The organism is Pseudomonas sp. NFPP28 (assembly GCF_900115535.1).
GTDB classification, from domain to species: Bacteria; Pseudomonadota; Gammaproteobacteria; order Pseudomonadales; family Pseudomonadaceae; genus Aquipseudomonas; species Aquipseudomonas extremorientalis.
Genome location: NZ_FOWT01000004.1, coordinates 210,640 through 230,071 on the forward strand (window position 1 = coordinate 210,640; position 19,432 = coordinate 230,071).

General features: G+C 60.2%; 18 protein-coding genes. 15 read left to right on the forward strand and 3 right to left on the reverse strand.

Going from position 1 to position 19,432, the window contains the following annotated elements; all coding sequences use genetic code 11:
* Window positions 1-17 precede the first annotated feature (17 nt).
* From argS to BM110_RS12405, 9 genes are all read left to right on the forward strand, one after another.
* Window positions 18-1,754, forward strand: a complete 1,737-nt coding sequence (gene argS / locus BM110_RS12365) for an arginine--tRNA ligase (protein ID WP_092246395.1) — start codon at window positions 18-20, stop codon at window positions 1,752-1,754.
* 1 nt (window position 1,755) lies between these two features.
* Window positions 1,756-2,457 (forward strand): SPOR domain-containing protein, encoded by a 702-nt coding sequence (locus BM110_RS12370; RefSeq protein WP_025858692.1) that lies wholly within the window; start codon window positions 1,756-1,758, stop codon window positions 2,455-2,457.
* 195 nt (window positions 2,458-2,652) lie between these two features.
* Window positions 2,653-3,183 carry an ATP-dependent protease subunit HslV gene (gene hslV / locus BM110_RS12375; RefSeq protein ID WP_010563201.1) on the forward strand — a complete coding sequence of 177 codons (531 nt, stop codon included), beginning with the start codon at window positions 2,653-2,655 and terminating at the stop codon, window positions 3,181-3,183.
* Between the two features lie 37 nt (window positions 3,184-3,220).
* Window positions 3,221-4,558, forward strand: a complete 1,338-nt coding sequence (gene hslU, locus BM110_RS12380) for an ATP-dependent protease ATPase subunit HslU (RefSeq protein ID WP_092246392.1) — start codon at window positions 3,221-3,223, stop codon at window positions 4,556-4,558.
* A 148-nt stretch (window positions 4,559-4,706) separates the two neighbouring features.
* The gene (locus BM110_RS12385; protein ID WP_071492374.1) at window positions 4,707-5,084 is read left to right on the forward strand and encodes a gamma-butyrobetaine hydroxylase family protein; all 378 of its coding nucleotides are present in this window, start codon (window positions 4,707-4,709) and stop codon (window positions 5,082-5,084) included.
* A 249-nt stretch (window positions 5,085-5,333) separates the two neighbouring features.
* Window positions 5,334-7,013: a class II poly(R)-hydroxyalkanoic acid synthase gene (gene phaC, locus BM110_RS12390; RefSeq protein WP_093513479.1), complete on the forward strand. Its 1,680-nt coding sequence runs from the start codon at window positions 5,334-5,336 to the stop codon at window positions 7,011-7,013.
* Window positions 7,014-7,178: 165 nt separating this feature from the next.
* The gene (gene phaZ / locus BM110_RS12395; protein ID WP_016979176.1) at window positions 7,179-8,024 is read left to right on the forward strand and encodes a poly(3-hydroxyalkanoate) depolymerase; all 846 of its coding nucleotides are present in this window, start codon (window positions 7,179-7,181) and stop codon (window positions 8,022-8,024) included.
* A gap of 89 nt (window positions 8,025-8,113) precedes the next feature.
* Window positions 8,114-9,796 (forward strand): class II poly(R)-hydroxyalkanoic acid synthase, encoded by a 1,683-nt coding sequence (gene phaC, locus BM110_RS12400; RefSeq protein WP_093513480.1) that lies wholly within the window; start codon window positions 8,114-8,116, stop codon window positions 9,794-9,796.
* Between the two features lie 27 nt (window positions 9,797-9,823).
* Window positions 9,824-10,444: a TetR/AcrR family transcriptional regulator gene (locus BM110_RS12405; protein ID WP_071492378.1), complete on the forward strand. Its 621-nt coding sequence runs from the start codon at window positions 9,824-9,826 to the stop codon at window positions 10,442-10,444.
* Window positions 10,445-10,480: 36 nt separating this feature from the next.
* On the opposite strand, the gene BM110_RS12410 is transcribed toward BM110_RS12405, so the two are convergent.
* Window positions 10,481-11,155 carry a response regulator transcription factor gene (locus BM110_RS12410; protein ID WP_256575397.1) on the reverse strand — a complete coding sequence of 225 codons (675 nt, stop codon included), beginning with the start codon at window positions 11,153-11,155 and terminating at the stop codon, window positions 10,481-10,483.
* Between the two features lie 368 nt (window positions 11,156-11,523).
* Here BM110_RS12410 and BM110_RS12415 point away from each other — a divergent pair, with 368 nt between their 5' ends.
* From BM110_RS12415 to BM110_RS12440, 6 genes are all read left to right on the forward strand, one after another.
* Window positions 11,524-12,105, forward strand: a complete 582-nt coding sequence (locus BM110_RS12415; protein ID WP_093513481.1) for a fimbrial protein — start codon at window positions 11,524-11,526, stop codon at window positions 12,103-12,105.
* 93 nt (window positions 12,106-12,198) lie between these two features.
* Complete coding sequence (locus BM110_RS12420; protein ID WP_092246379.1) at window positions 12,199-12,987, forward strand: fimbrial biogenesis chaperone; 789 nt, start codon at window positions 12,199-12,201, stop codon at window positions 12,985-12,987.
* Entirely contained in the window at window positions 12,984-13,742 is a 759-nt protein-coding gene (locus tag BM110_RS12425; RefSeq protein WP_093513482.1) for a fimbrial biogenesis chaperone, read from the forward strand. Before BM110_RS12420 ends, BM110_RS12425 begins: the two co-directional genes overlap by 4 nt.
* A 143-nt stretch (window positions 13,743-13,885) precedes the next feature.
* A complete protein-coding gene (locus BM110_RS12430) occupies window positions 13,886-16,429 on the forward strand; it encodes a fimbria/pilus outer membrane usher protein (protein WP_093513483.1) in 2,544 nt (847 codons plus the stop codon).
* A 56-nt stretch (window positions 16,430-16,485) separates the two neighbouring features.
* Window positions 16,486-17,424 (forward strand): fimbrial protein, encoded by a 939-nt coding sequence (locus tag BM110_RS12435; protein WP_092246369.1) that lies wholly within the window; start codon window positions 16,486-16,488, stop codon window positions 17,422-17,424.
* A 21-nt stretch (window positions 17,425-17,445) separates the two neighbouring features.
* Window positions 17,446-17,973, forward strand: coding sequence for a fimbrial protein (locus BM110_RS12440; protein WP_093513484.1), 528 nt, complete (start codon window positions 17,446-17,448; stop codon window positions 17,971-17,973).
* A gap of 73 nt (window positions 17,974-18,046) precedes the next feature.
* Here the strand turns inward: BM110_RS12440 and BM110_RS12445 are convergent, their stop codons facing one another.
* Both BM110_RS12445 and BM110_RS12450 read right to left on the reverse strand, forming a co-directional pair.
* Window positions 18,047-18,985: a phasin family protein gene (locus BM110_RS12445; protein ID WP_093513485.1), complete on the reverse strand. Its 939-nt coding sequence runs from the start codon at window positions 18,983-18,985 to the stop codon at window positions 18,047-18,049.
* A gap of 12 nt (window positions 18,986-18,997) precedes the next feature.
* Window positions 18,998-19,420 carry a phasin family protein gene (locus tag BM110_RS12450; protein WP_028615406.1) on the reverse strand — a complete coding sequence of 141 codons (423 nt, stop codon included), beginning with the start codon at window positions 19,418-19,420 and terminating at the stop codon, window positions 18,998-19,000.
* Window positions 19,421-19,432: the final 12 nt, after the last annotated feature.

The following is a 19,432-nucleotide window of genomic DNA, read 5'->3' on the forward strand; positions in this document are numbered from 1 at the left end:
GGTCGAAAGAGAACACCATGAAAGACACCATTCGCCAGCTGATCCAACAAGCCCTCACCCAACTCGTCAACGAAGGTGTGTTGCCTGAAGGCCTGTCGCCGGCGATCCAGGTGGAAAACACCCGCGACAAGACCCACGGTGACTTCGCCAGCAACATTGCGATGATGCTGTCCAAGCCGGCTGGCATGAAACCGCGCGACCTGGCGGAAAAAATCATCGCCGCGCTGCCGGCCGACGAAAGCGTCACCAAGGCCGAAATCGCCGGCCCCGGTTTTATCAACTTCTTCCAGAATACCCAGGCCCTGGCTTCGCGCCTGGATGCAGCCCTGGCCGACGCCAGGATCGGCGTGCTCAAGGCCGGCCCGCTGCAGCGCGTGGTCATCGACCTGTCGGCACCGAACCTGGCCAAAGAGATGCACGTGGGCCACCTGCGCTCCACCATCATCGGCGATGGCGTGGCGCGGGTGCTGGAGTTCCTCGGCGACAGCGTGATCCGTCAGAACCACGTGGGCGACTGGGGCACCCAGTTCGGCATGCTGATGGCTTACCTGCAAGAAAACCCGATCACCAGCAACGAGCTGTCGGACCTGGAAAACTTCTACCGCGCCGCCAAGAAGCGCTTCGACGAATCCGAAGAGTTCGCCGACCGCGCCCGTGGCCTGGTGGTCAAACTGCAAGCCGGTGACGAGGAATGCCTGGCGCTGTGGAACCGTTTCCGTGAGATCTCGCTGTCGCACTGCCAGGAAATCTACGATCTGCTCAACGTCAAGCTGACCATGGCCGACGTGATGGGCGAAAGCGCCTACAACGACGACCTGATCAACGTGGTCAACGACCTCAAGGCCCAGGGCCTGCTGGTGGAGAGCAACGGCGCGCAATGCGTGTTCCTCGAAGAATTCAAGACCGCCGACGGCGAGCCGCTGCCGGTGATCATCGTCAAGGCCGATGGCGGCTACCTGTATGCCACCACCGACCTGGCGGCCGTGCGCTACCGCAGTGGGGTGCTCAAGGCCGACCGTGCGCTGTATTTCGTCGACCAGCGCCAGGCCCTGCACTTCCAGCAGGTGTTCGAAGTGGCACGCCGCGCGGGCTTCGTCACCCACCCGATGCACATGGAACACATGGGCTTCGGCACCATGAACGGCGCCGATGGCCGCCCGTTCAAGACCCGTGACGGCGGCACCGTGAAGCTGATCGACCTGCTGACCGAAGCCCAGGAACGTGCCTACAACCTGGTGAAGGAAAAGAACCCGGAACTGGCCGAGGCCGACCTGCGCAACATCGCCCGCGTGGTAGGCATTGGTGCGGTGAAATACGCCGACCTGTCCAAGCACCGCACCAGCGACTACAGCTTCAACTTCGAGCTGATGCTCAACTTCGAAGGCAACACCGCACCGTACCTGCTTTACGCCTACACCCGTGTGGCCGGCGTGTTCCGCAAGCTGGGCAAGGACTTCAGCGAAGTTGAAGGGCACATCGTGCTGGACGCCCCGCACGAGCAGGAACTGGCCGCCAAGCTGGCGCAATTCGGCGAAGTGCTGAACAGCGTCGGCGAAAAAGGCACGCCGCACATCCTGTGCACCTACCTGTACGAAGTCGCCGGCCTGTTCTCCAGCTTCTACGAGAACTGCCCGATCCTGACTGCCGACGACGAAGCCCAGAAGCAAAGCCGCCTGCGCCTCGCCGCCCTGGCTGGACGTACCCTCAAGCAAGGCCTGGAACTGTTGGGCCTGGAAACACTGGAGCGTATGTAAGTTGGCTGCCAAGAAAAAACCTGCACCCAAGCGCGGCGCCAGCCGCTATCAGGCCCCGGCGAAGAAGCCGATCCCGGGCTGGTTGTGGATGGCGATCGGCCTCACCGTCGGCGCGTTTATCGTATTCCTGATGAAACTGGATCCGGGCAAGGGCGATGACGTCAAACGGGTCAAGCAGGAGCAACAGAAGGCCACGAAAATGGCCGAAGCCAACAAGACTGCGCCGAGCCCGACCGCTCCGGTAAAGCCGAAGTACGACTTCTACACGCTGTTGCCCGAATCGGAAGTGATCGTGCCGCCGGACGCCGTGCCGGAGAAAACCCTGCCGACGCCGCAAGTGCCGACCACCCCGGTCACCCCGGCGGAAGCCGCTAAAATCGACACAGCGCGCGCCCAGGCCGCATTGGCCGGGATCACCCCGCCGCCGGCACCGCCAGTGGCCGAGACCAAGGCCGCGCCAGTGACCAAGTTCTTCCTGCAAGCGGGCTCGTTCCCCAAACAGGCGGATGCGGACCGCGTGCGGGCGCAGATCATTCTGCTGGGCCAGTCGGTGACGGTGGAGTCCGGCACTGTGAAGGATGCGACCTGGTATCGCGTACTGGTAGGACCGTTCAGCAACCGTGAACAGCTGACCGTGGCGCAAAAGCAATTGGCCGGCGCGGGTTTTAGCAACCTGTTGTTACAACAACGCCAGAGCCGCTGACCTTCAGCCAACCTGGATCAAATGTGGGACGGGGCCTGTCCCCTCCCACATTTGGTTTTGCCGCGCTGTGGAATGTGTGTCAGACCCTTGAGCACCACTCGTCCGCCATAACCCCATATGGTTGAAATCCCCTCCGCCACCCCCATATGAGTTTCCATCAGGGCATTTTCGCCCCGCTGCGTGGAGACTCTCCCCTTGACCACCATCGTTTCAGTACGTCGCCACGGCAAAGTCGTCATGGGCGGCGACGGCCAGGTTTCCCTGGGCAATACCGTGATGAAAGGCAACGCCAAGAAAGTGCGTCGCCTGTACCACGGCCAGGTTCTCGCGGGCTTTGCCGGCGCTACCGCCGACGCCTTCACCCTTTTCGAACGTTTCGAAGGCCAATTGGAAAAACACCAGGGCCACCTCGTGCGCGCCGCAGTCGAACTCGCCAAAGAATGGCGCACCGACCGCTCCCTCAGCCGCCTGGAAGCCATGCTGGCCGTCGCCAACAAAGACGCGTCCCTGATCATCACCGGCAACGGCGATGTGGTTGAGCCCGAACATGGCCTGATCGCCATGGGTTCCGGCGGTGGCTACGCCCAGGCGGCAGCCAGCGCACTGTTGAAGAAAACCGACCTGTCGGCCCGCGAAATCGTCGAGACTGCCCTGGGCATCGCCGGCGATATCTGCGTGTTCACCAACCACAACTTCACCATTGAGGAGCAGGACCTCGCCGAGTAAGCCGTAGGCTTATTCCCGCTTGAGGCCGCCAAACATTATGTCCATGACTCCCCGCGAAATCGTCCATGAACTCAACCGCCATATCATCGGCCAGGACGATGCCAAGCGCGCCGTAGCCATCGCGCTGCGTAACCGCTGGCGCCGGATGCAACTGCCCGAAGAACTGCGCGTTGAAGTAACGCCAAAGAACATCCTGATGATCGGCCCGACCGGCGTCGGCAAAACCGAGATCGCCCGTCGCCTGGCCAAACTGGCCAACGCGCCGTTCATCAAGGTAGAAGCCACCAAGTTCACCGAAGTAGGCTATGTGGGCCGTGACGTCGAGTCGATCATTCGTGACCTGGCAGACGCAGCTCTGAAAATGCTGCGCGAACAGGAAATGACCAAGGTCAGCCATCGCGCCGAAGACGCCGCCGAAGAACGCATCCTCGACGCCTTGCTGCCACCGGCACGCATGGGCTTCAACGAAGAAGCCGCACCGGCCTCGGACTCCAACACCCGCCAGCTGTTCCGCAAGCGCCTGCGTGAAGGCCAGCTGGACGACAAGGAAATCGAGATCGAAGTCGCCGAAGTGTCCGGCGTCGACATCTCTGCCCCGCCTGGCATGGAAGAGATGACCAGCCAGTTGCAGAACCTGTTCGCCAACATGGGCAAGGGCAAGAAGAAAAGCCGCAAGCTCAAGGTGAAGGAAGCGCTGAAACTGGTGCGCGACGAAGAAGCCGGGCGCCTGGTGAATGAGGAAGAACTCAAGGCCAAGGCCCTGGAGGCGGTCGAGCAGCATGGCATCGTGTTTATCGACGAGATCGACAAGGTGGCCAAGCGCGGTAACTCCGGCGGCGTCGATGTGTCCCGTGAAGGCGTACAGCGCGACCTGCTGCCGCTGATCGAAGGTTGCACCGTGAACACCAAGCTGGGCATGGTCAAGACCGACCACATCCTGTTTATCGCCTCCGGTGCGTTCCACCTGAGCAAGCCAAGCGACCTGGTGCCGGAGCTGCAAGGCCGCCTGCCGATTCGCGTGGAGTTGAAGGCGCTGACCCCGGGCGACTTCGAACGCATCCTCAGCGAGCCGCACGCCTCGCTCACCGAGCAGTACCGTGAACTGCTGAAAACCGAAGGCTTGGGCATCGAGTTCCAGCCAGACGGCATCAAGCGCCTGGCGGAGATCGCCTGGCAGGTCAACGAGAAGACCGAGAACATCGGTGCCCGTCGCCTGCACACCTTGCTGGAGCGCTTGCTCGAGGAAGTATCCTTCAGTGCCGGCGACCTGGCCGGTGCGCAGAATGGCGAAGTGATCAAGATCGACACGGCTTACGTCAACAGCCACTTGGGCGAATTGGCGCAAAACGAAGACTTGTCGCGCTATATTCTGTAAGCCTCACACAGAATCGCTTCGCTTCAATGTGGGAGGGGGCTTGCCCCCGATAGCGGTCTATCAGACAGATATATGCTGACTGACACACTGCCATCGGGGGCAAGCCCCCTCCCACATTTTGAGGCCGGTTCCATCAGGATTATTGCCAATGTCGAAGTTTCCCACTGCTGTAAACCTGCACAAAACCTCCAACACCCTCGGCCTCACCTACGGGCCCGACGAGGTGTACCAACTTCCTGCCGAACTATTGCGCACCCACTCGCCTTCCGCCGAGGTCCAGGGCCACGGTAAGCCGATCCTGCAATTCGGCAAGCTCAACGTGAAGCTGATCAAGATCGAACCGGCCGGCCAGTACGCACTGAAATTGACCTTCGACGACGGGCATGACAGTGGACTGTTCACCTGGGACTACCTCTATCAGTTGGCCGTGCGTCAGGACGCGCTGTGGGCCGACTATCTTGCCGAACTCAAAGCCGCTGGCAAAACACGCGACCCGAGCGAGTCGGTCGTACGGCTGATGCTCTAGCTCAGGCGTCTTGCTCTTTAGAGCGCATTTTCTAATTTCATCTGCTTGAATGCCCTGTCGCGTGGCCAACGATTGGCCCGCTTGCGAAAAAAATTAAACTCGGGTAACCAATGGAACTGGCAAGTTCCCTGCATTTGACGATGTGGTATCAACGGTCACCCGAGTCGCAGTACCAGGCTTGTGTTGTGTATCGAAACTGGGTGCGCAGCGGTCCCCGGTACTCGTCTTTCGGACAATGGAGCGTCGTAGATGAGTAACAAGAACAACGATGACTTGAAACGCCAGGCCTCGGAAAACACTCTGGGGCTCAACCCGATCATCGCGTTACGTAAAAAGGATTTACTCGCCTCGGCGAAGATGGTGCTGACCCAAGCCATCAAGCAACCGTTGCACAGCGTCAAGCACGTCGCCCATTTTGGCGTCGAGCTGAAGAATGTGATGTTTGGCAAATCCGCGCTGGTGCCGGAAAGCGATGACCGTCGTTTCACCGACCCGGCCTGGAGCCAGAACCCACTCTACAAGCGCTACCTGCAAACCTACCTGGCGTGGCGCAAGGAACTGCACGACTGGATCGGCGACAGCAACCTGTCGGAACAGGACATCAGCCGTGGCCACTTCGTGATCAACCTGATGACCGAAGCCATGGCCCCCACCAACAGCGCGGCCAACCCGGCGGCGGTCAAGCGTTTCTTTGAAACCGGCGGCAAGAGCCTGCTCGACGGCCTGTCCCACCTGGCCAAGGACATGGTGCACAACGGCGGCATGCCCAGCCAGGTCAACATGGGCGCCTTTGAAGTGGGCAAGACCCTGGGCACCACCGAAGGCGCGGTGGTGTTTCGCAATGACGTGCTGGAGTTGATCCAGTACAAGCCGATCACCGAACAGGTGCACGAACGCCCGCTGCTGGTGGTGCCGCCGCAGATCAACAAATTCTATGTATTCGACCTGAGCCCGGAGAAGAGCCTGGCGCGCTTTTGCCTGCGCAACGGCCAGCAGACGTTCATCGTCAGCTGGCGCAACCCGACCAAGGCGCAGCGCGAGTGGGGCCTGTCGACCTATATCGAAGCGCTGAAAGAAGCCGTCGATGTGGTCACCGCGATCACCGGCAGCAAAGACGCGAATATGCTCGGCGCCTGCTCCGGCGGCATCACCTGCACCGCCCTCTTGGGCCACTACGCGGCGCTGGGGGAGAAGAAGGTCAACGCCCTGACCCTGCTGGTGAGCGTGCTGGACACCACGCTGGACACCCAGGTGGCGCTGTTCGTCGACGAGCAGACCCTGGAGGCGGCCAAGCGCCATTCCTACCAGGCCGGCGTGCTCGAAGGCCGCGACATGGCCAAGGTGTTCGCCTGGATGCGCCCCAATGACCTGATCTGGAACTACTGGGTGAACAACTACCTGCTGGGCAACGAGCCGCCGGTGTTCGACATCCTGTTCTGGAACAATGACACCACGCGCTTGCCGGCGGCGTTCCACGGCGATCTGATCGAACTGTTCAAGAACAACCCACTGGTGCGCGCCAACGCACTGGAAGTGTGCGGCACGCCCATCGACCTGAAGCAGGTCACTGCCGATATCTATTCATTGGCGGGCACCAACGATCACATTACGCCGTGGCAATCCTGCTACAAGTCCGCGCAGCTGTTTGGTGGCAAGGTCGAGTTCGTGCTGTCGAGCAGCGGGCATATCCAGAGCATCCTCAACCCGCCGGGCAACCCCAAGGCGCGCTACCAGACCAGCGATGGCCTGGCGGGCAAGCCGCTTGAGTGGCAGGAGAATGCGACCAAGCATACGGATTCGTGGTGGCTGCATTGGCAGGCGTGGCAGGCAGAGCGAGCGGGTAAATTGAAGAAAGCACCGACGAGCTTAGGCAATAAGACCTACGCAGCAGCGGAAGCTGCGCCGGGCACTTATGTACATGAACGATAAGCAGATGTTTGGTTGAAATGCAGTCACTGTGGGAGCTGGCTTGCCTGCGATAGCGGCGGGTCAGTTGTTGATGGGCTGGCGGAAAGAATGCCATCGCAGGCAAGCCAGCTCCCACATGGATCGCATCGCCCATAAGACTTACGCACCACCTGACAGGGCTTTCCCATGCCGCAACCGTTCATCTTTCGTACCATCGACCTGGATGGCCAGACCATCCGCACGGCGGTACGCCCGGGCAAGCCTCACTTGACGCCGCTGCTGATCTTCAATGGCATCGGCGCCAACCTTGAGTTGGTGTTTCCGTTCGTCCAGGCGCTGGACCCGGACCTGGAAGTGATCGCCTTCGATGTGCCCGGCGTGGGCGGTTCGTCGACACCCAATCGACCGTACCGCTTTCCCGGTTTGGCCAAACTCACCGCGCGTATGCTCGATTACCTGGACTATGGCCAGGTGAATGCGGTTGGCGTGTCCTGGGGCGGCGCGCTGGCGCAGCAGTTTGCCTATGACTACCCGGAGCGGTGCAAAAAGTTGATCCTCGCAGCCACGGCGGCGGGTGCAGTGATGGTGCCGGGCAAGCCAAAAGTGCTGTGGCTGATGGCCAGCCCGCGCCGCTACATCCAGCCGTCCCACGTGGTGCGCATCGCGCCGATGATCTACGGCGGTTCGTTCCGCCGCGATTCGAAACTGGCCGCCGAACACGCCAGCAAAGTGCGCTCGGCCGGCAAGCTCGGCTACTACTGGCAACTGTTCGCCGGGTTGGGCTGGACCAGCATCCACTGGCTGCACAAGATCCGCCAGCCCACCCTGGTGCTGGCGGGGGACGATGACCCGCTGATCCCGCTGATCAACATGCGCATGCTCGCCTGGCGCATTCCCAATGCACAGTTGCACATCATCGATGACGGCCACCTGTTCCTGATCACCCGGGCCGAAGCCGTGGCGCCGATCATCATGAAGTTTCTTGAAGAGGAGCGCATGCGCGCGGTGATTCATCCGCGACCGGCTGTGTAAGGACCACACCGCCGCGCAACTTGCCAGGAACCGACTATGGTTCTGAATTGGCGTGCCTGTTTGATGGCTTGACGAAGGAGTGTTGGCTCATGCGAGAAAGACCCGTGACGAACCCGGCGCCCACCCCCGCCGCGTTCATCAACGCGCAAAATGCGATCACCGGCCTGCGCGGCCGGGATTTGCTGTCGACGCTGCGCAGCGTGGCTGCCCATGGCCTGCGCAACCCGGTGCATACCGTTCGGCATGCCTGGGCGCTGAGCGGGCAACTGGGCCGCGTACTGCTCGGTGAAACCGTGCACGAACCCAACCCCAACGACAGCCGCTTCAACGACCCCACCTGGAAGCTAAACCCCCTGTACCGCCGCAGCCTGCAGGCCTATCTGAGCTGGCAGAAGCAGACCCGTCACTGGATCGATGACAGCACCCTCAGCGACGATGACCGGGCCCGTGCGCACTTTGCCTTCTCATTGCTCAACGATGCGGTCTCGCCCTCCAACACCCTGCTCAATCCGTTGGCGATCAAGGAGCTGCTCAACTCCGGCGGCAACAGCGTGGTGCGTGGGGTGACCAACCTGGTCGAAGACCTGCTGCACAACAATGGCCTGCCGCGCCAGGTGAGCAAGCACGCCTTCGAAGTGGGCAAGACGGTCGCCACCACCCCCGGTTCGGTGGTGTTTCGCAATGAGCTGCTGGAGCTGATCCAGTACAAGCCCATGAGCGAAAAACAGTACGCCAAGCCGCTGCTGGTCGTGCCGCCGCAAATCAACAAGTTCTACATTTTCGACCTGAGCCCGGCCAACAGCTTTGTGCAGTACGCCCTGAAAAACGGCCTGCAGACCTTCATGGTCAGCTGGCGCAATCCGGATGTGCGGCATCGCGAATGGGGCCTTTCCACCTATGTAGCCGCGCTGGAGGAAGCACTCAACGTCTGTCGCGCGATCAGCGGCGCCCGCGAGGTCAACCTGATGGGCGCCTGCGCCGGCGGCCTGACCATCGCCGCGCTGCAAGGCCACCTACAGGCCAAGCGCCAGCTGCGCCGCATCTCCAGCGCAAGTTACCTGGTGAGCCTGCTGGACAGCCAGATCGACAGCCCCGCCACCCTGTTCGCCGACGAGCAGACCCTGGAAGCCGCCAAGCGTCGCTCCTACCAGCAAGGCGTGCTCGACGGCCGCGACATGGCCAAGGTGTTTGCCTGGATGCGCCCCAATGACCTGATCTGGAACTACTGGATCAACAATTACCTGCTGGGCAAGGAACCACCGGCCTTCGACATCCTGTACTGGAACAACGACAACACGCGCCTGCCCGCCGCCTTGCACGGCGACCTGCTGGACTTCTTCAAGCACAACCCACTGAGCCATCCCGGCGGTCTGGAAGTGTGTGGCACGCCCATCGATTTGCAGAAGGTCACGGTGGACAGTTTCAGCGTGGCCGGCATCAACGACCACATCACGCCGTGGGATGCGGTGTATCGCTCCACTCAGTTGCTGGGCGGCGAGCGGCGCTTCGTGCTGTCCAACAGCGGGCATATCCAGAGCATTCTCAACCCGCCGGGCAACCCCAAGGCCAACTACGTCGAGAACCTCAAGCTGAGCAGCGACCCACGCGCCTGGTATTACGACGCCAACCACGTCGAAGGCAGCTGGTGGTCGCGTTGGCTGGAGTGGATCCAACAGCGTTCCGGCGTACAACGCGAAACCCTCACCGCCCTGGGCAACCAGAATTACCCACCGATGGAAGCGGCACCGGGCACTTACGTGCGCGTGCGCTGAGCTCAACGATCACCTTAAGAAGACTGGATGAAGACCCGCGACCGTATCCTTGAATGCGCCCTGCAACTGTTCAACCAGAAGGGCGAACCCAACGTGTCGACCATGGAGGTGGCCAATGAAATGGGGATCAGCCCCGGCAACCTCTACTACCACTTCCATGGCAAGGAGCCGCTGGTCCTCGGGCTGTTCGAGCGTTTCCAGAATGAGCTGGCACCCCTGCTGGACCCACCGCCAGACGCGCAATTGGAAGCCGAGGATTACTGGCTGTTCTTGCACTTGATTGTCGAGCGCATGGCGCATTATCGGTTTCTGTTTCAGGACCTGTCGAATCTGGCAGGGCGCCTGCCGAAGCTGGCCAAGGGCATTCGCAACCTGCTGACGGCGCTGAAACGGACTCTGGCGTCATTGCTGGCGCGGTTGAAGACGGCAGGACAACTGGTCAGTAGCACCCAGGCCCTTGGGCAACTGGTGGAGCAGATCACCATGACCTTGCTGTTCTCCCTGGATTACCAACGGATTCTCGATCGTGAAGGCGAAGTACAGGTGGTGGTTTACCAGATCATGATGCTGGTGGCGCCCCATCTGCTATCGCCGGCACGCCAGACAACTGAGCAATTGGCCCTGCGTTATCTGGACAGGCCGATTTAAATACTCGCGCAAGTCAAACATTCAAACCACGCGGCGCTAATCAGGACGACCAAACTGCTTGGTAAACATAAAAAGCTCACTGTCGGTCCTGATACCCAACTTCCGATACGCCGACTGTTTTTGTGTACTGATAGTACTCGCGCTACGCGAAAACTTTGCCGCAATTGAATTCACGGACATTCCGTCCAGAAAACAACGCAGGACTTCCTGTTCCTTGGGGGTCAAGGCGCCGCTCAATCGTACCGGCAGTGAATGTTCAAGTGTCGACTTGATATTCTCCCGTGCCAGAACAGACTCTCCCTCCTGCAGCACCGACAACATGCAACGCTGCAGGTAAATCCGCCCCTGGGCGACAGTCCGAATAGCCACGATCAATTCCGTGAGGTGTTCGGTCTTGCCCAGCACTCCAAAGCTTCCGGCCTTCAACGCCAGTATCACCGTTGCACGCGTGCAGCGGGATGACACAACGAGCACCTTGCAACGTTTGAAACGCCTGCTCAGCATCTGGATCAGGCCGAGGCCATCGATGTCTGACGGCCCCAGTGTAAAGTCCATCACCACCACATCCGCAGGTTGTTGGCCGAGCGCATCAAGCAACTCCCTGGATGTACCGAAGGAGCCGATGACCTCCAGGTCGGGCTCTTTGCGCAGGCCCAGTTCAATTCCCTGCCGAACCATTTCATGGTTATCCAGCAACATGATGGTGTGCATTTCAGACACCCGGAAGTTCGCTCAAGTAAGTACAAATTAGTACACATATGCTCGCTGCACGAACAGTGTATAGCGCAGCCTTTTTCGTGAATCAATCCATCAAAAACAGCCAACATGCTCCTGACAAGTTATTCCTACATACATGTCTTACATTGAAACCCTACAGACACTACCCCATACAATTGTTTTAATTAAAATTTTAGACTTCGAATATTTACGAGATAAATCTCGTGACCTGTCGATAGGCAAAAATAACGTTCCCAGCCAAATTACTGCCACCTGCCATTCGGTAAAAAAACGAAACAAATTACCGATGCAACACTTCAATGTGTGGCGGGTTACTCAGATAACTCACGATTGGGAACACTATGAAAGTCCACGTTTTCTCCACCCTCGCCGTAGTACTCGCCTTAGCCGCAGCGGTTTCGCAGCCGGCACAGGCTGCCAACGACGGAACCATCAACTTCACCGGGTTGGTGAGCGATACGACCTGCACCATTGAAGGCGCAGCGCCAGGCACCGGCGCCGTGGTCAAAGACGTCAACCTTGGTGGCGTGTCCGCCGCACGCCTGCAGAAACCGGGTGATCGCGCCAACCTGACCGGCTTCACCATCCGCATTGGCGCACCTGGCGAAGGTGGCTGCACCAACGGACGCACCGCAATGGTTGCTTTCGACCCTACCAGCCCGGCGATTGATGTGGCGACCGGGCGCTTGAACATCGACGGCTACGATGACCCATCCGACACCACCAACGCCAAGAACGTACAGGTTGAGGTGACTAACCGTAATGGCACTCCGATCAACGTTTACACGGAAAAATCCGAAGGTGTGGTCATCGCCGACAACCAGGCTGTCATCCCATTGGCCGCACAGATGTACGCCAGTGGTGTCGCGACTGAAGGTACAGTCAGGACCCGCGTCGGCTTCATGGTCGTGTACGCCGATTGATAGAAAAGCGGGCCCGCTCTGGCGGGCCTTGCACGCAACGGGCCTGCCGCCGCCAGGCAGGCCCACCCGCTTGATTCGAAGAGAGCTTTGAGCATGAAAAAGCTGGCCTGCCTCGTGCTTTACACCTGTGGTGTTGCGGGGTTACTGCTGCAAGCAGTTCCCGCCCGGGCCGGGGTCATTATGCATGGCACCCGCGTGATCTATCCCGCTGACCAGCAGGAAGTGGTGGTACGCCTGGAGAACAAAGGTGACCGTCCAGCGCTGGTACAAGCCTGGCTGGACACGGGCGATATCCGCTCGACGCCGGCGACGGTACGCACGCCGTTTACCCTTTCGCCACCGATTTTCCGCGTTGAGCCCCACCAGCAGCAGGCGCTGCGGCTGCGCTATACCGGAGCGGCCGCAGCCCCCGATCGCGAAAGCCTCTACTGGCTGAATGTGCTGGAAGTACCACCGCTTACCGCCGGTACCGAACAAGGCAACCAGATCGAACTGGCATTTCGGACCCGCTTGCGTGTGTTCCTGCGACCGCAGGCATTGCCCTACTCCGTAGCCAGCGCTGCGTCAAAGCTGCAATGGAAACTGGTCGCCCATGAGCATGGCTACGCCCTGCAAGCCACCAACCCCACGCCATATCATGTTTCCCTGAGTTCGGTGGATTTGCTGAGCGAAGGAAAACGATTCACTAAAGCACCAAACAAAGAGGCCAACGACAGCCTGATGATGCCGTGCGGCGACGTGAAGCTGTTTGCACTGCCATTGTTGCGCGAATACCCCACCGGCGCGCTGAACGTCGAATTCACCGCCGTCAGCGACTTCGGTGCCCGCGTGCGCCACTCGGCAAGCGTCACACCACCAGACGCCAGGCGATCGAAACCATGAATGCCATTTTCACTTCACACTGGGTGGCCCGTCTCATTGCATTGACACTTGCGCTTTCCGGTGCCGCCGTCGGGCACGCCAGTGTGGTCATTGGCACCACTCGGATCATCTACCCGCAGCGCGACAAGGAGGTGACGGTCAGGCTCGAAAGCAAGAACCAGGCACCCGTGCTGGTCCAAGTCTGGCTGGACAGCGGTGACGAACACTCGACCCCGGATAGGGCCACGGTGCCGTTTATCGCCACGCCGCCGATCTTTCGCATGGATCCAGGCAAGCAGCAGGTCGTACGCCTGGCGTACACGGGCGACACCTTGCCCACGGAACAGGAAAGTCTGTTCTGGCTCAACCTGTTGGAGGTGCCCGCGCACTCCCAGGAGGCCAATCAGTTGCAACTGGCCTTCCGCTCGCGGATCAAGCTGTTTTTCCGACCGTCGAACCTTCCTTCCGGGGTCGACGCGGCACCGGGAAAACTGCAATGGCGGCGTGAATCGACCGCGCAAGGCCAGGTACTGGAGGTCTATAACCCCACGCCTTACTACGTAACCTTCGAACAGGTCGAGTTGCTGGAGTCCCGGCAGCGCCATCCACGCAAGGCTGCGTCTTCAGGTGCTGGAAACATGGTGGCGCCGGGTGATCGCACGCGCTTTGAACTGCCCAGCCTCAACACCCCGCCAGGCAGCGCCGCCACCGTGGAGTTCCAGACACTCGACGACTACGGAGTGCGCAATACCCACAGTGCCCGGGTCTCGACATGACCCCGAGAGCTGCCTAGCGCCGTATTGGCCCGCCTCTCCCCGCTACTGACCTCACTGCACACGTTGGTTTGATGCCCGGTTTTCAGGGAAGGGCTTCCCATTGCCCAAATTCGGACAGCCCCTATTTTTTGGAAGTGGTACACATGAGTTTTAACACCCGCGCCAGTTTAAGAAACTGGCCTTTTGCGCGTCATCAATTGATGCTTGCGACGCGCTGCCTTTTACTGATGAGCAGCGCCTATGCTGTGGGCGCCCACGGTGCCGAGAATGTCAGGTTCAACCCGGCCTTCTTCCCGGATGGGGTTGGCGGCCAACAAGTCGACATAGGCAAATTCAGCCAGGGTAACGTCGTGCTGCCCGGCAGCTACCGCACCGACGTTTATCTCAATGGCCAATGGATTGGGCGCGAAAGCCTCACGTTTGTCGCGGTAAAGGGCCGAGATTCCGCACAGATGTGCCTGGAGCGAGATGTCGTGCTCAGGTTTGGCATCGACTTGGACGCGGCACAAGCTCAACCCAGCGAAGCCAGACAAACGCCCACTCCCGCGTTTGCACCCTGCGAAGACATCTCAACCTACCTGCCGGGAAGCACCGGTCAATTCGACCCGGGCGAAAACCGCCTGACCCTGCAGGTTCCTCAGATCTACCTGGCACGTAAAGCGCGCGGTTATGTCGACCCCAGGCACTGGGACGGCGGGGTCGATGCGGCTTTCGTGCGCTACAACGCCAACACCTTTGAGACCCGCACAAATGGCCGCTCCGTCGACTCTCATTACCTGGGCCTGAATACGGGGCTCAATCTGGGAGACTGGCACTGGCGCCACAGCGGCAGCTTCAGCCAGACCGATACCTCCTCGGGCTATCAGCGCAGCAGCACCTATGTGCAGCGCGAGTTGAGCCCGCTGCGATCACAGATGATGCTCGGCGAAATCTATACCCCAGGCGAACTGTTCGACAGCGTGCGCCTGCGTGGTGCCAGCCTGTTCAGCGATGATCGGATGCTGCCGGACTCTCAGACCGGGTTCGCCCCGGTCGTGCGCGGCATCGCCGAGACCAATGCACGGGTCACCGTGCGCCAACGGGGCGTGTTGTTGGATGAAGTGTCGGTCGCTCCTGGCCCGTTCGTGCTCAACGATTTGTTTCCTACCGGTTATGGCGGCGACTTGACCGTCACGGTGACCGAGGCAGATGGCCGTCGACGCGAATTCATAGTGCCATTCGCCGCCAACGCCAATCTGCTGCGCACTGGCCACAGCCGCTATTCCCTTAGCGTCGGCAGGATGGATGAAATCGGCCTGCGCCATCCCCCAAGGCTGGTACAAGCCACTTACCAGCACGGCCTCAGTAACCTGGTGACCGGCTACACCGGGACGGTGGCGGGTGACGACTACTTGTCGCAATTGCTGGGCGCGGCATTCAATACCCCGTATGGAGCGCTCTCCCTTGACCTGACCCACTCAGATGCAACATTACCGGGCCACGGTTCACGCCAGGGGCAAAGCGTGCAGCTGCGCTACAGCAAGAACTTCACCGACACCGGCACCCACTTCGCCCTCGGCGCCTACCGATACTCCACGCAAGGCTTTCTGAGCATCGCCGACGCCGCACGGGTGCGCGACCTCGCCATCGGCGGGCACAACTTGGATAACGTATCGCGTCTGCGCGACAGGATGGACATCAGCCTCAATCAAAGCTTGAGCAACGGCACGGTCTACCTGACCGGATCCTCGCAAAACTACTGGAACCGCACCAGCGGCAACCTGACCTTTACCACCGGTTACAGCGGCAACTGGAAGGGCCTGCGCTACACCCTCAGCGCCCAGCGCACCAAGGATCTGCTGAGCGAGCGGGTCGACAAGCAAGTGGAACTGACCCTGAGCCTGCCCTTAGGCAGCGACGCTCGCTCCCCCACCCTGACCACCACTGTCTATCGCGGCGATCAAAGCAGCGGTGAACGGATGAACCTCGGCGGCACCCTGGGCGAGCGCGGCCAATTCAGCTACGGAGTGGGGGGTAGCCGTACGCAGGGCCGCAGTAACTCGGTCTCTGCCGACATGAAATACCAGACCAGCCACGGCGTGCTGTCGGCAGGGTTCGGCCAGAGCAACGCCTACCGCGCAACGTCCCTGGGCATGACCGGCGGCATCGTCGCTCACGCAGGTGGTGTGATTTTCGCACCGGAACTGGGCGAAACCATTGGCATTGTCCAGGCCCCAGGCGCACAAGGTGCGCGGATCAATGGCAATCACGGCGCCCAGGTCGGCAAGGGCGGGTATGCCGTGGTGCCGTACCTCACACCTTATCGCCAGAACGTGGTCGAGTTGGACCCCAAGGATCTGTCTGTAGATGTGGAACTCAAGAGCGCCGCGCAAAACGTCGCCCCCCGTGCAGGCTCGGTGGTGAAACTGCACTTCGACACCGTCAGCGGCCAAGCCTTATTGATCTCTGCATTACGCAAGGATGGCAGCCTGCTGCCCTTCGGTTCCGATGTGTTCGACGAGAATGGCGACAGCGTCGGCGTGGTCGGCCAGGGTGGCAAAGCCTTTGTGCGCGTACCGCGCTCCCAGGGGGTACTGGCGGTGAAGTGGGGGTCCGAGGGAAACGCTTCCTGCCGGCTTCGTTACGACGTCAGTGGACAACAGGGTGCCAACCGCTTGCTTCAGGTGGACGCAGGTGCATGCCAATGACTGCGGCCGGCCGTTCATCCCGTGTTTACACAGCCACTTTTCACGATGGACTGAAGATGAAACATCACCTCCCCCTCCTGGCGGCACTACTGGCCCTGGGCACATCGATCACTGCACAGGCGGCCTGTGACAGGTACCCGGATGCAACGCTGACCCTCAATACGGCCACGACAATCAGCGTGCCGGACAGCATTCCTGTCGGCGGCGTGATCCTGCGACAGGCGTTCAACGGCACATCGCCCGGCTTCACAACCCATTGCTGGGGGCAGACGCTGAGGACGATTACCGGGCGCTACGCACGCGATCTGTACCCCGGCACACTTATCTATCGCACTGAGGTGCCCGGTATCGGTATCACGGTGTCGATGACATGGGCCGATGGCGGGCCGGCAAACTTCGGGCTCTTCAGTCAGCACACCGTTATGTACCCCGGGAAAGTCCAAAGCTTCACCTCGGCGCAAGTCACTTTCTACAGGATGGGCACAGTGGCAGACGGGACCATACCCAGTGGGAGCCTCTGGGAGGACAGGTGGCATAACGTCCCGGAAAGTTTTCGATTGGTGTTCGGCAACGCCATACGTTTCATCCGGGCTCCCGCCACTTGTGACCTGGCCGCCGGGGACGTCAACCGCCTGATCACACTTGCCCCGATCAATGTCGGCGATTTGAACGACGCAGCGTACGCCGGCGTTCAGAACTTCGATCTCACCGCCAATTGCACCGATGCCGGCAGCGTCACCTTTCGTTTTACCGGGACGCCCGCGCCAGACAACACCGCACTGTTCGCCAATACGGGCACTGCCCAAGGCATAGGGCTGTGGCTCTACTCACGCATCAACGGCGTGCCTCAGACCATCAGCGTCAATGACCAGCGCACGGTGACGGTGTCCGGTGATCGGGCAGTCTTGCCGCTCAGCGCCGCGTACCACAAAAACGGCAGGGTCAGCCCAGGCACTCTGGCTAGTACCGCCACCGTCAGCATTACCTACAACTAACTGAAACCCGAGGAAAACCCGATGTACCTTCGAAGCATTCCCCTGCTGATGACCATGATTGGCGGACTCGTCAGCCTCACCGCCCACGCCGCGACTACCGGCACTTTGAGTTTCGCCGGACAAGTCAACGCCGGCACCTGCAACCTGGCAGCGGGCGACGAAAATCGGAACATTACGTTGCCAACGATCAAGATTTCCGACCTGGACGCGAGCCCCTCCGCCGGCCAGCTCGACTTCGAGGTTACCGCCGACTGCGAATCGGATATCCGTAACGTGATCTTCCTATTTGCCGGAACACCCGCCGTGGGCAACGGCGAGTTATTTGCCAATACCGGCGGCTCAAAAGGCACTGCGCTGTGGCTGACACATCGCGCGCCCACCCTTTCGACCATCCCCGCCAATGGCACCCCTGAGCAGCGCAGCCGAACTGTGGCGACGAACGGCAACAAGGCTGTACTTCCCCTCGCGGCGGCTTACCATAAGACCGGTGAAGCCATCACCCAGGGCAGCCTGGTCAGCGCGGTCACCGTTTCCATCACTTACAACTGACGAAACGGCCTTAGGGGGCGCAAAAAAATGCCCGACCTTCGTAGGCCGGGCATTTTTCGTCTCCTGGAAAAAATCAGGACTGACTGGATGGCGTCGGGGTTACCGGCGTTGCAGTCGGGGTCGCAGCAGCAGGGGTCGGCGCGGACACCGAGTTGGCTGTGGAGGCGGTTGGCGCAGTAGCAGGCTTGGCAACAGCTGGCTTCGGTGCTGCTGGTTTTTTCGCTACCGCAGGCTTCTTCGCGGCGGCTGGTTTTGCCGCTGGCTTGGCAGCCGGTTTCGCGGCGGCCGACTTGGCGGCTGGCTTGGCCGCTGCGGTTTTGGTCGCTGGCTTGGCGGCAGGTTTTGCTGCTGGTTTTGCAGCAGCCTTGGCTGCGGGTTTAGCCGCTGGTTTAGCGGCTGGCTTGGCAGCAGCTTTCGCAGCGACAGGCTTGGCAGCGGGTTTGGCTGCAGCAGTTTTGGCGGCTGGCTTCGCAGCAGCCTTGGCCGCTGGTTTGGCGGCCGGCTTGGCGGCGGCTTTTACCAGAGGCTTGGCGGCAGTTTTGGCAGCCGGTTTGGCCGCTGCTGTTTTAGCGGCAGGCTTGGCAGCAGGTTTGGCGGCTGCGGTTTTCGCCGGAGCCACTTTGGCGCCGGTGAGTTTTTCAATTTGCCTGGTCAGGGTATCGACCTTGCTGTGCAGCGTTTTGAGTTCAGCTTTACTCGGCACGCCCAGTCGCGAAACGGCACTGGCGAGGCGCTTGTCGAAAGTCTGTTCCAACTTCTCCCAAGTGTCAGCAATGCTGGATTTGGCAGAGCCGGCAGTTGCCTTGGCCGCTTCAACTTTTTTTCCAACCGTGGTTTTGGTCAACTTCTCGGCCTTCTCGCCGTCCTTGACCAAAGTCTCGAAGTATTTGCCGCCGTCACTGCTAACCTTCGAGTACACGCCTAAACCAGCAAGCCAGATCTTACGGGAATATTTTTCAACTTCCCCGACCCACGAGCTGCCTTCTTTCTGAGTAGTCTTTTTAACAGCCATCCCGATGTCTCCTTAGTGTTTACGCGCGACACGTTCTAGCAATGTCGTCAGCTCTTCGAGCTTAGCAGAGAGTGTCTCAACGTCATGTTTAGACGCAATGCCGATTCGATTCAAGGCACTGGCAACGCGAGTATCAAAAGCTTTTTCAACTTTATCCAGCTGAACTTCTACCAGACCTTTGACTGCGGAGACATTACTCTTTACTTGGTCAATCTGACTGTTGGCGGCCTCAAGTTGTTCAACTGCAACTTTTTTGCCTTTGCTTTCAACATGTTGCCCAGTTTTAACCAGCTCTTTGAAGTACTCGCCGCCCTCGCTTCCGACCTTGGCGTAAGCCCCCAGACCCGCCAACCAAATCTTGCGGGCGTAGGACTTGACCTCGCTCAGGGTGGTGGTCTGGGCGTCGATTTTTTTCTTCAGGATAACTTTGGCCATGGTGCACCTCAC

Excerpts from the sequence above, each read along its gene's own strand:
- argS (WP_092246395.1), top strand. The coding sequence starts at position 18 with ATGAAAGACACCATTCGCCAGCTGATCCAACAAGCCCTCACCCAACTC.
- hslU (WP_092246392.1), top strand. The coding sequence starts at position 3,221 with ATGTCCATGACTCCCCGCGAAATCGTCCATGAACTCAACCGCCATATC.
- BM110_RS12385 (WP_071492374.1), top strand. The coding sequence starts at position 4,707 with ATGTCGAAGTTTCCCACTGCTGTAAACCTGCACAAAACCTCCAACACC.
- phaC (WP_093513479.1), top strand. The coding sequence starts at position 5,334 with ATGAGTAACAAGAACAACGATGACTTGAAACGCCAGGCCTCGGAAAAC.
- phaZ (WP_016979176.1), top strand. The coding sequence starts at position 7,179 with ATGCCGCAACCGTTCATCTTTCGTACCATCGACCTGGATGGCCAGACC.
- phaC (WP_093513480.1), top strand. The coding sequence starts at position 8,114 with ATGCGAGAAAGACCCGTGACGAACCCGGCGCCCACCCCCGCCGCGTTC.
- BM110_RS12405 (WP_071492378.1), top strand. The coding sequence starts at position 9,824 with ATGAAGACCCGCGACCGTATCCTTGAATGCGCCCTGCAACTGTTCAAC.
- BM110_RS12410 (WP_256575397.1), bottom strand. The coding sequence starts at position 11,155 with ATGCACACCATCATGTTGCTGGATAACCATGAAATGGTTCGGCAGGGA.
- BM110_RS12415 (WP_093513481.1), top strand. The coding sequence starts at position 11,524 with ATGAAAGTCCACGTTTTCTCCACCCTCGCCGTAGTACTCGCCTTAGCC.
- BM110_RS12420 (WP_092246379.1), top strand. The coding sequence starts at position 12,199 with ATGAAAAAGCTGGCCTGCCTCGTGCTTTACACCTGTGGTGTTGCGGGG.
- BM110_RS12425 (WP_093513482.1), top strand. The coding sequence starts at position 12,984 with ATGAATGCCATTTTCACTTCACACTGGGTGGCCCGTCTCATTGCATTG.
- BM110_RS12430 (WP_093513483.1), top strand. The coding sequence starts at position 13,886 with ATGAGTTTTAACACCCGCGCCAGTTTAAGAAACTGGCCTTTTGCGCGT.
- BM110_RS12435 (WP_092246369.1), top strand. The coding sequence starts at position 16,486 with ATGAAACATCACCTCCCCCTCCTGGCGGCACTACTGGCCCTGGGCACA.
- BM110_RS12440 (WP_093513484.1), top strand. The coding sequence starts at position 17,446 with ATGTACCTTCGAAGCATTCCCCTGCTGATGACCATGATTGGCGGACTC.
- BM110_RS12445 (WP_093513485.1), bottom strand. The coding sequence starts at position 18,985 with ATGGCTGTTAAAAAGACTACTCAGAAAGAAGGCAGCTCGTGGGTCGGG.
- BM110_RS12450 (WP_028615406.1), bottom strand. The coding sequence starts at position 19,420 with ATGGCCAAAGTTATCCTGAAGAAAAAAATCGACGCCCAGACCACCACC.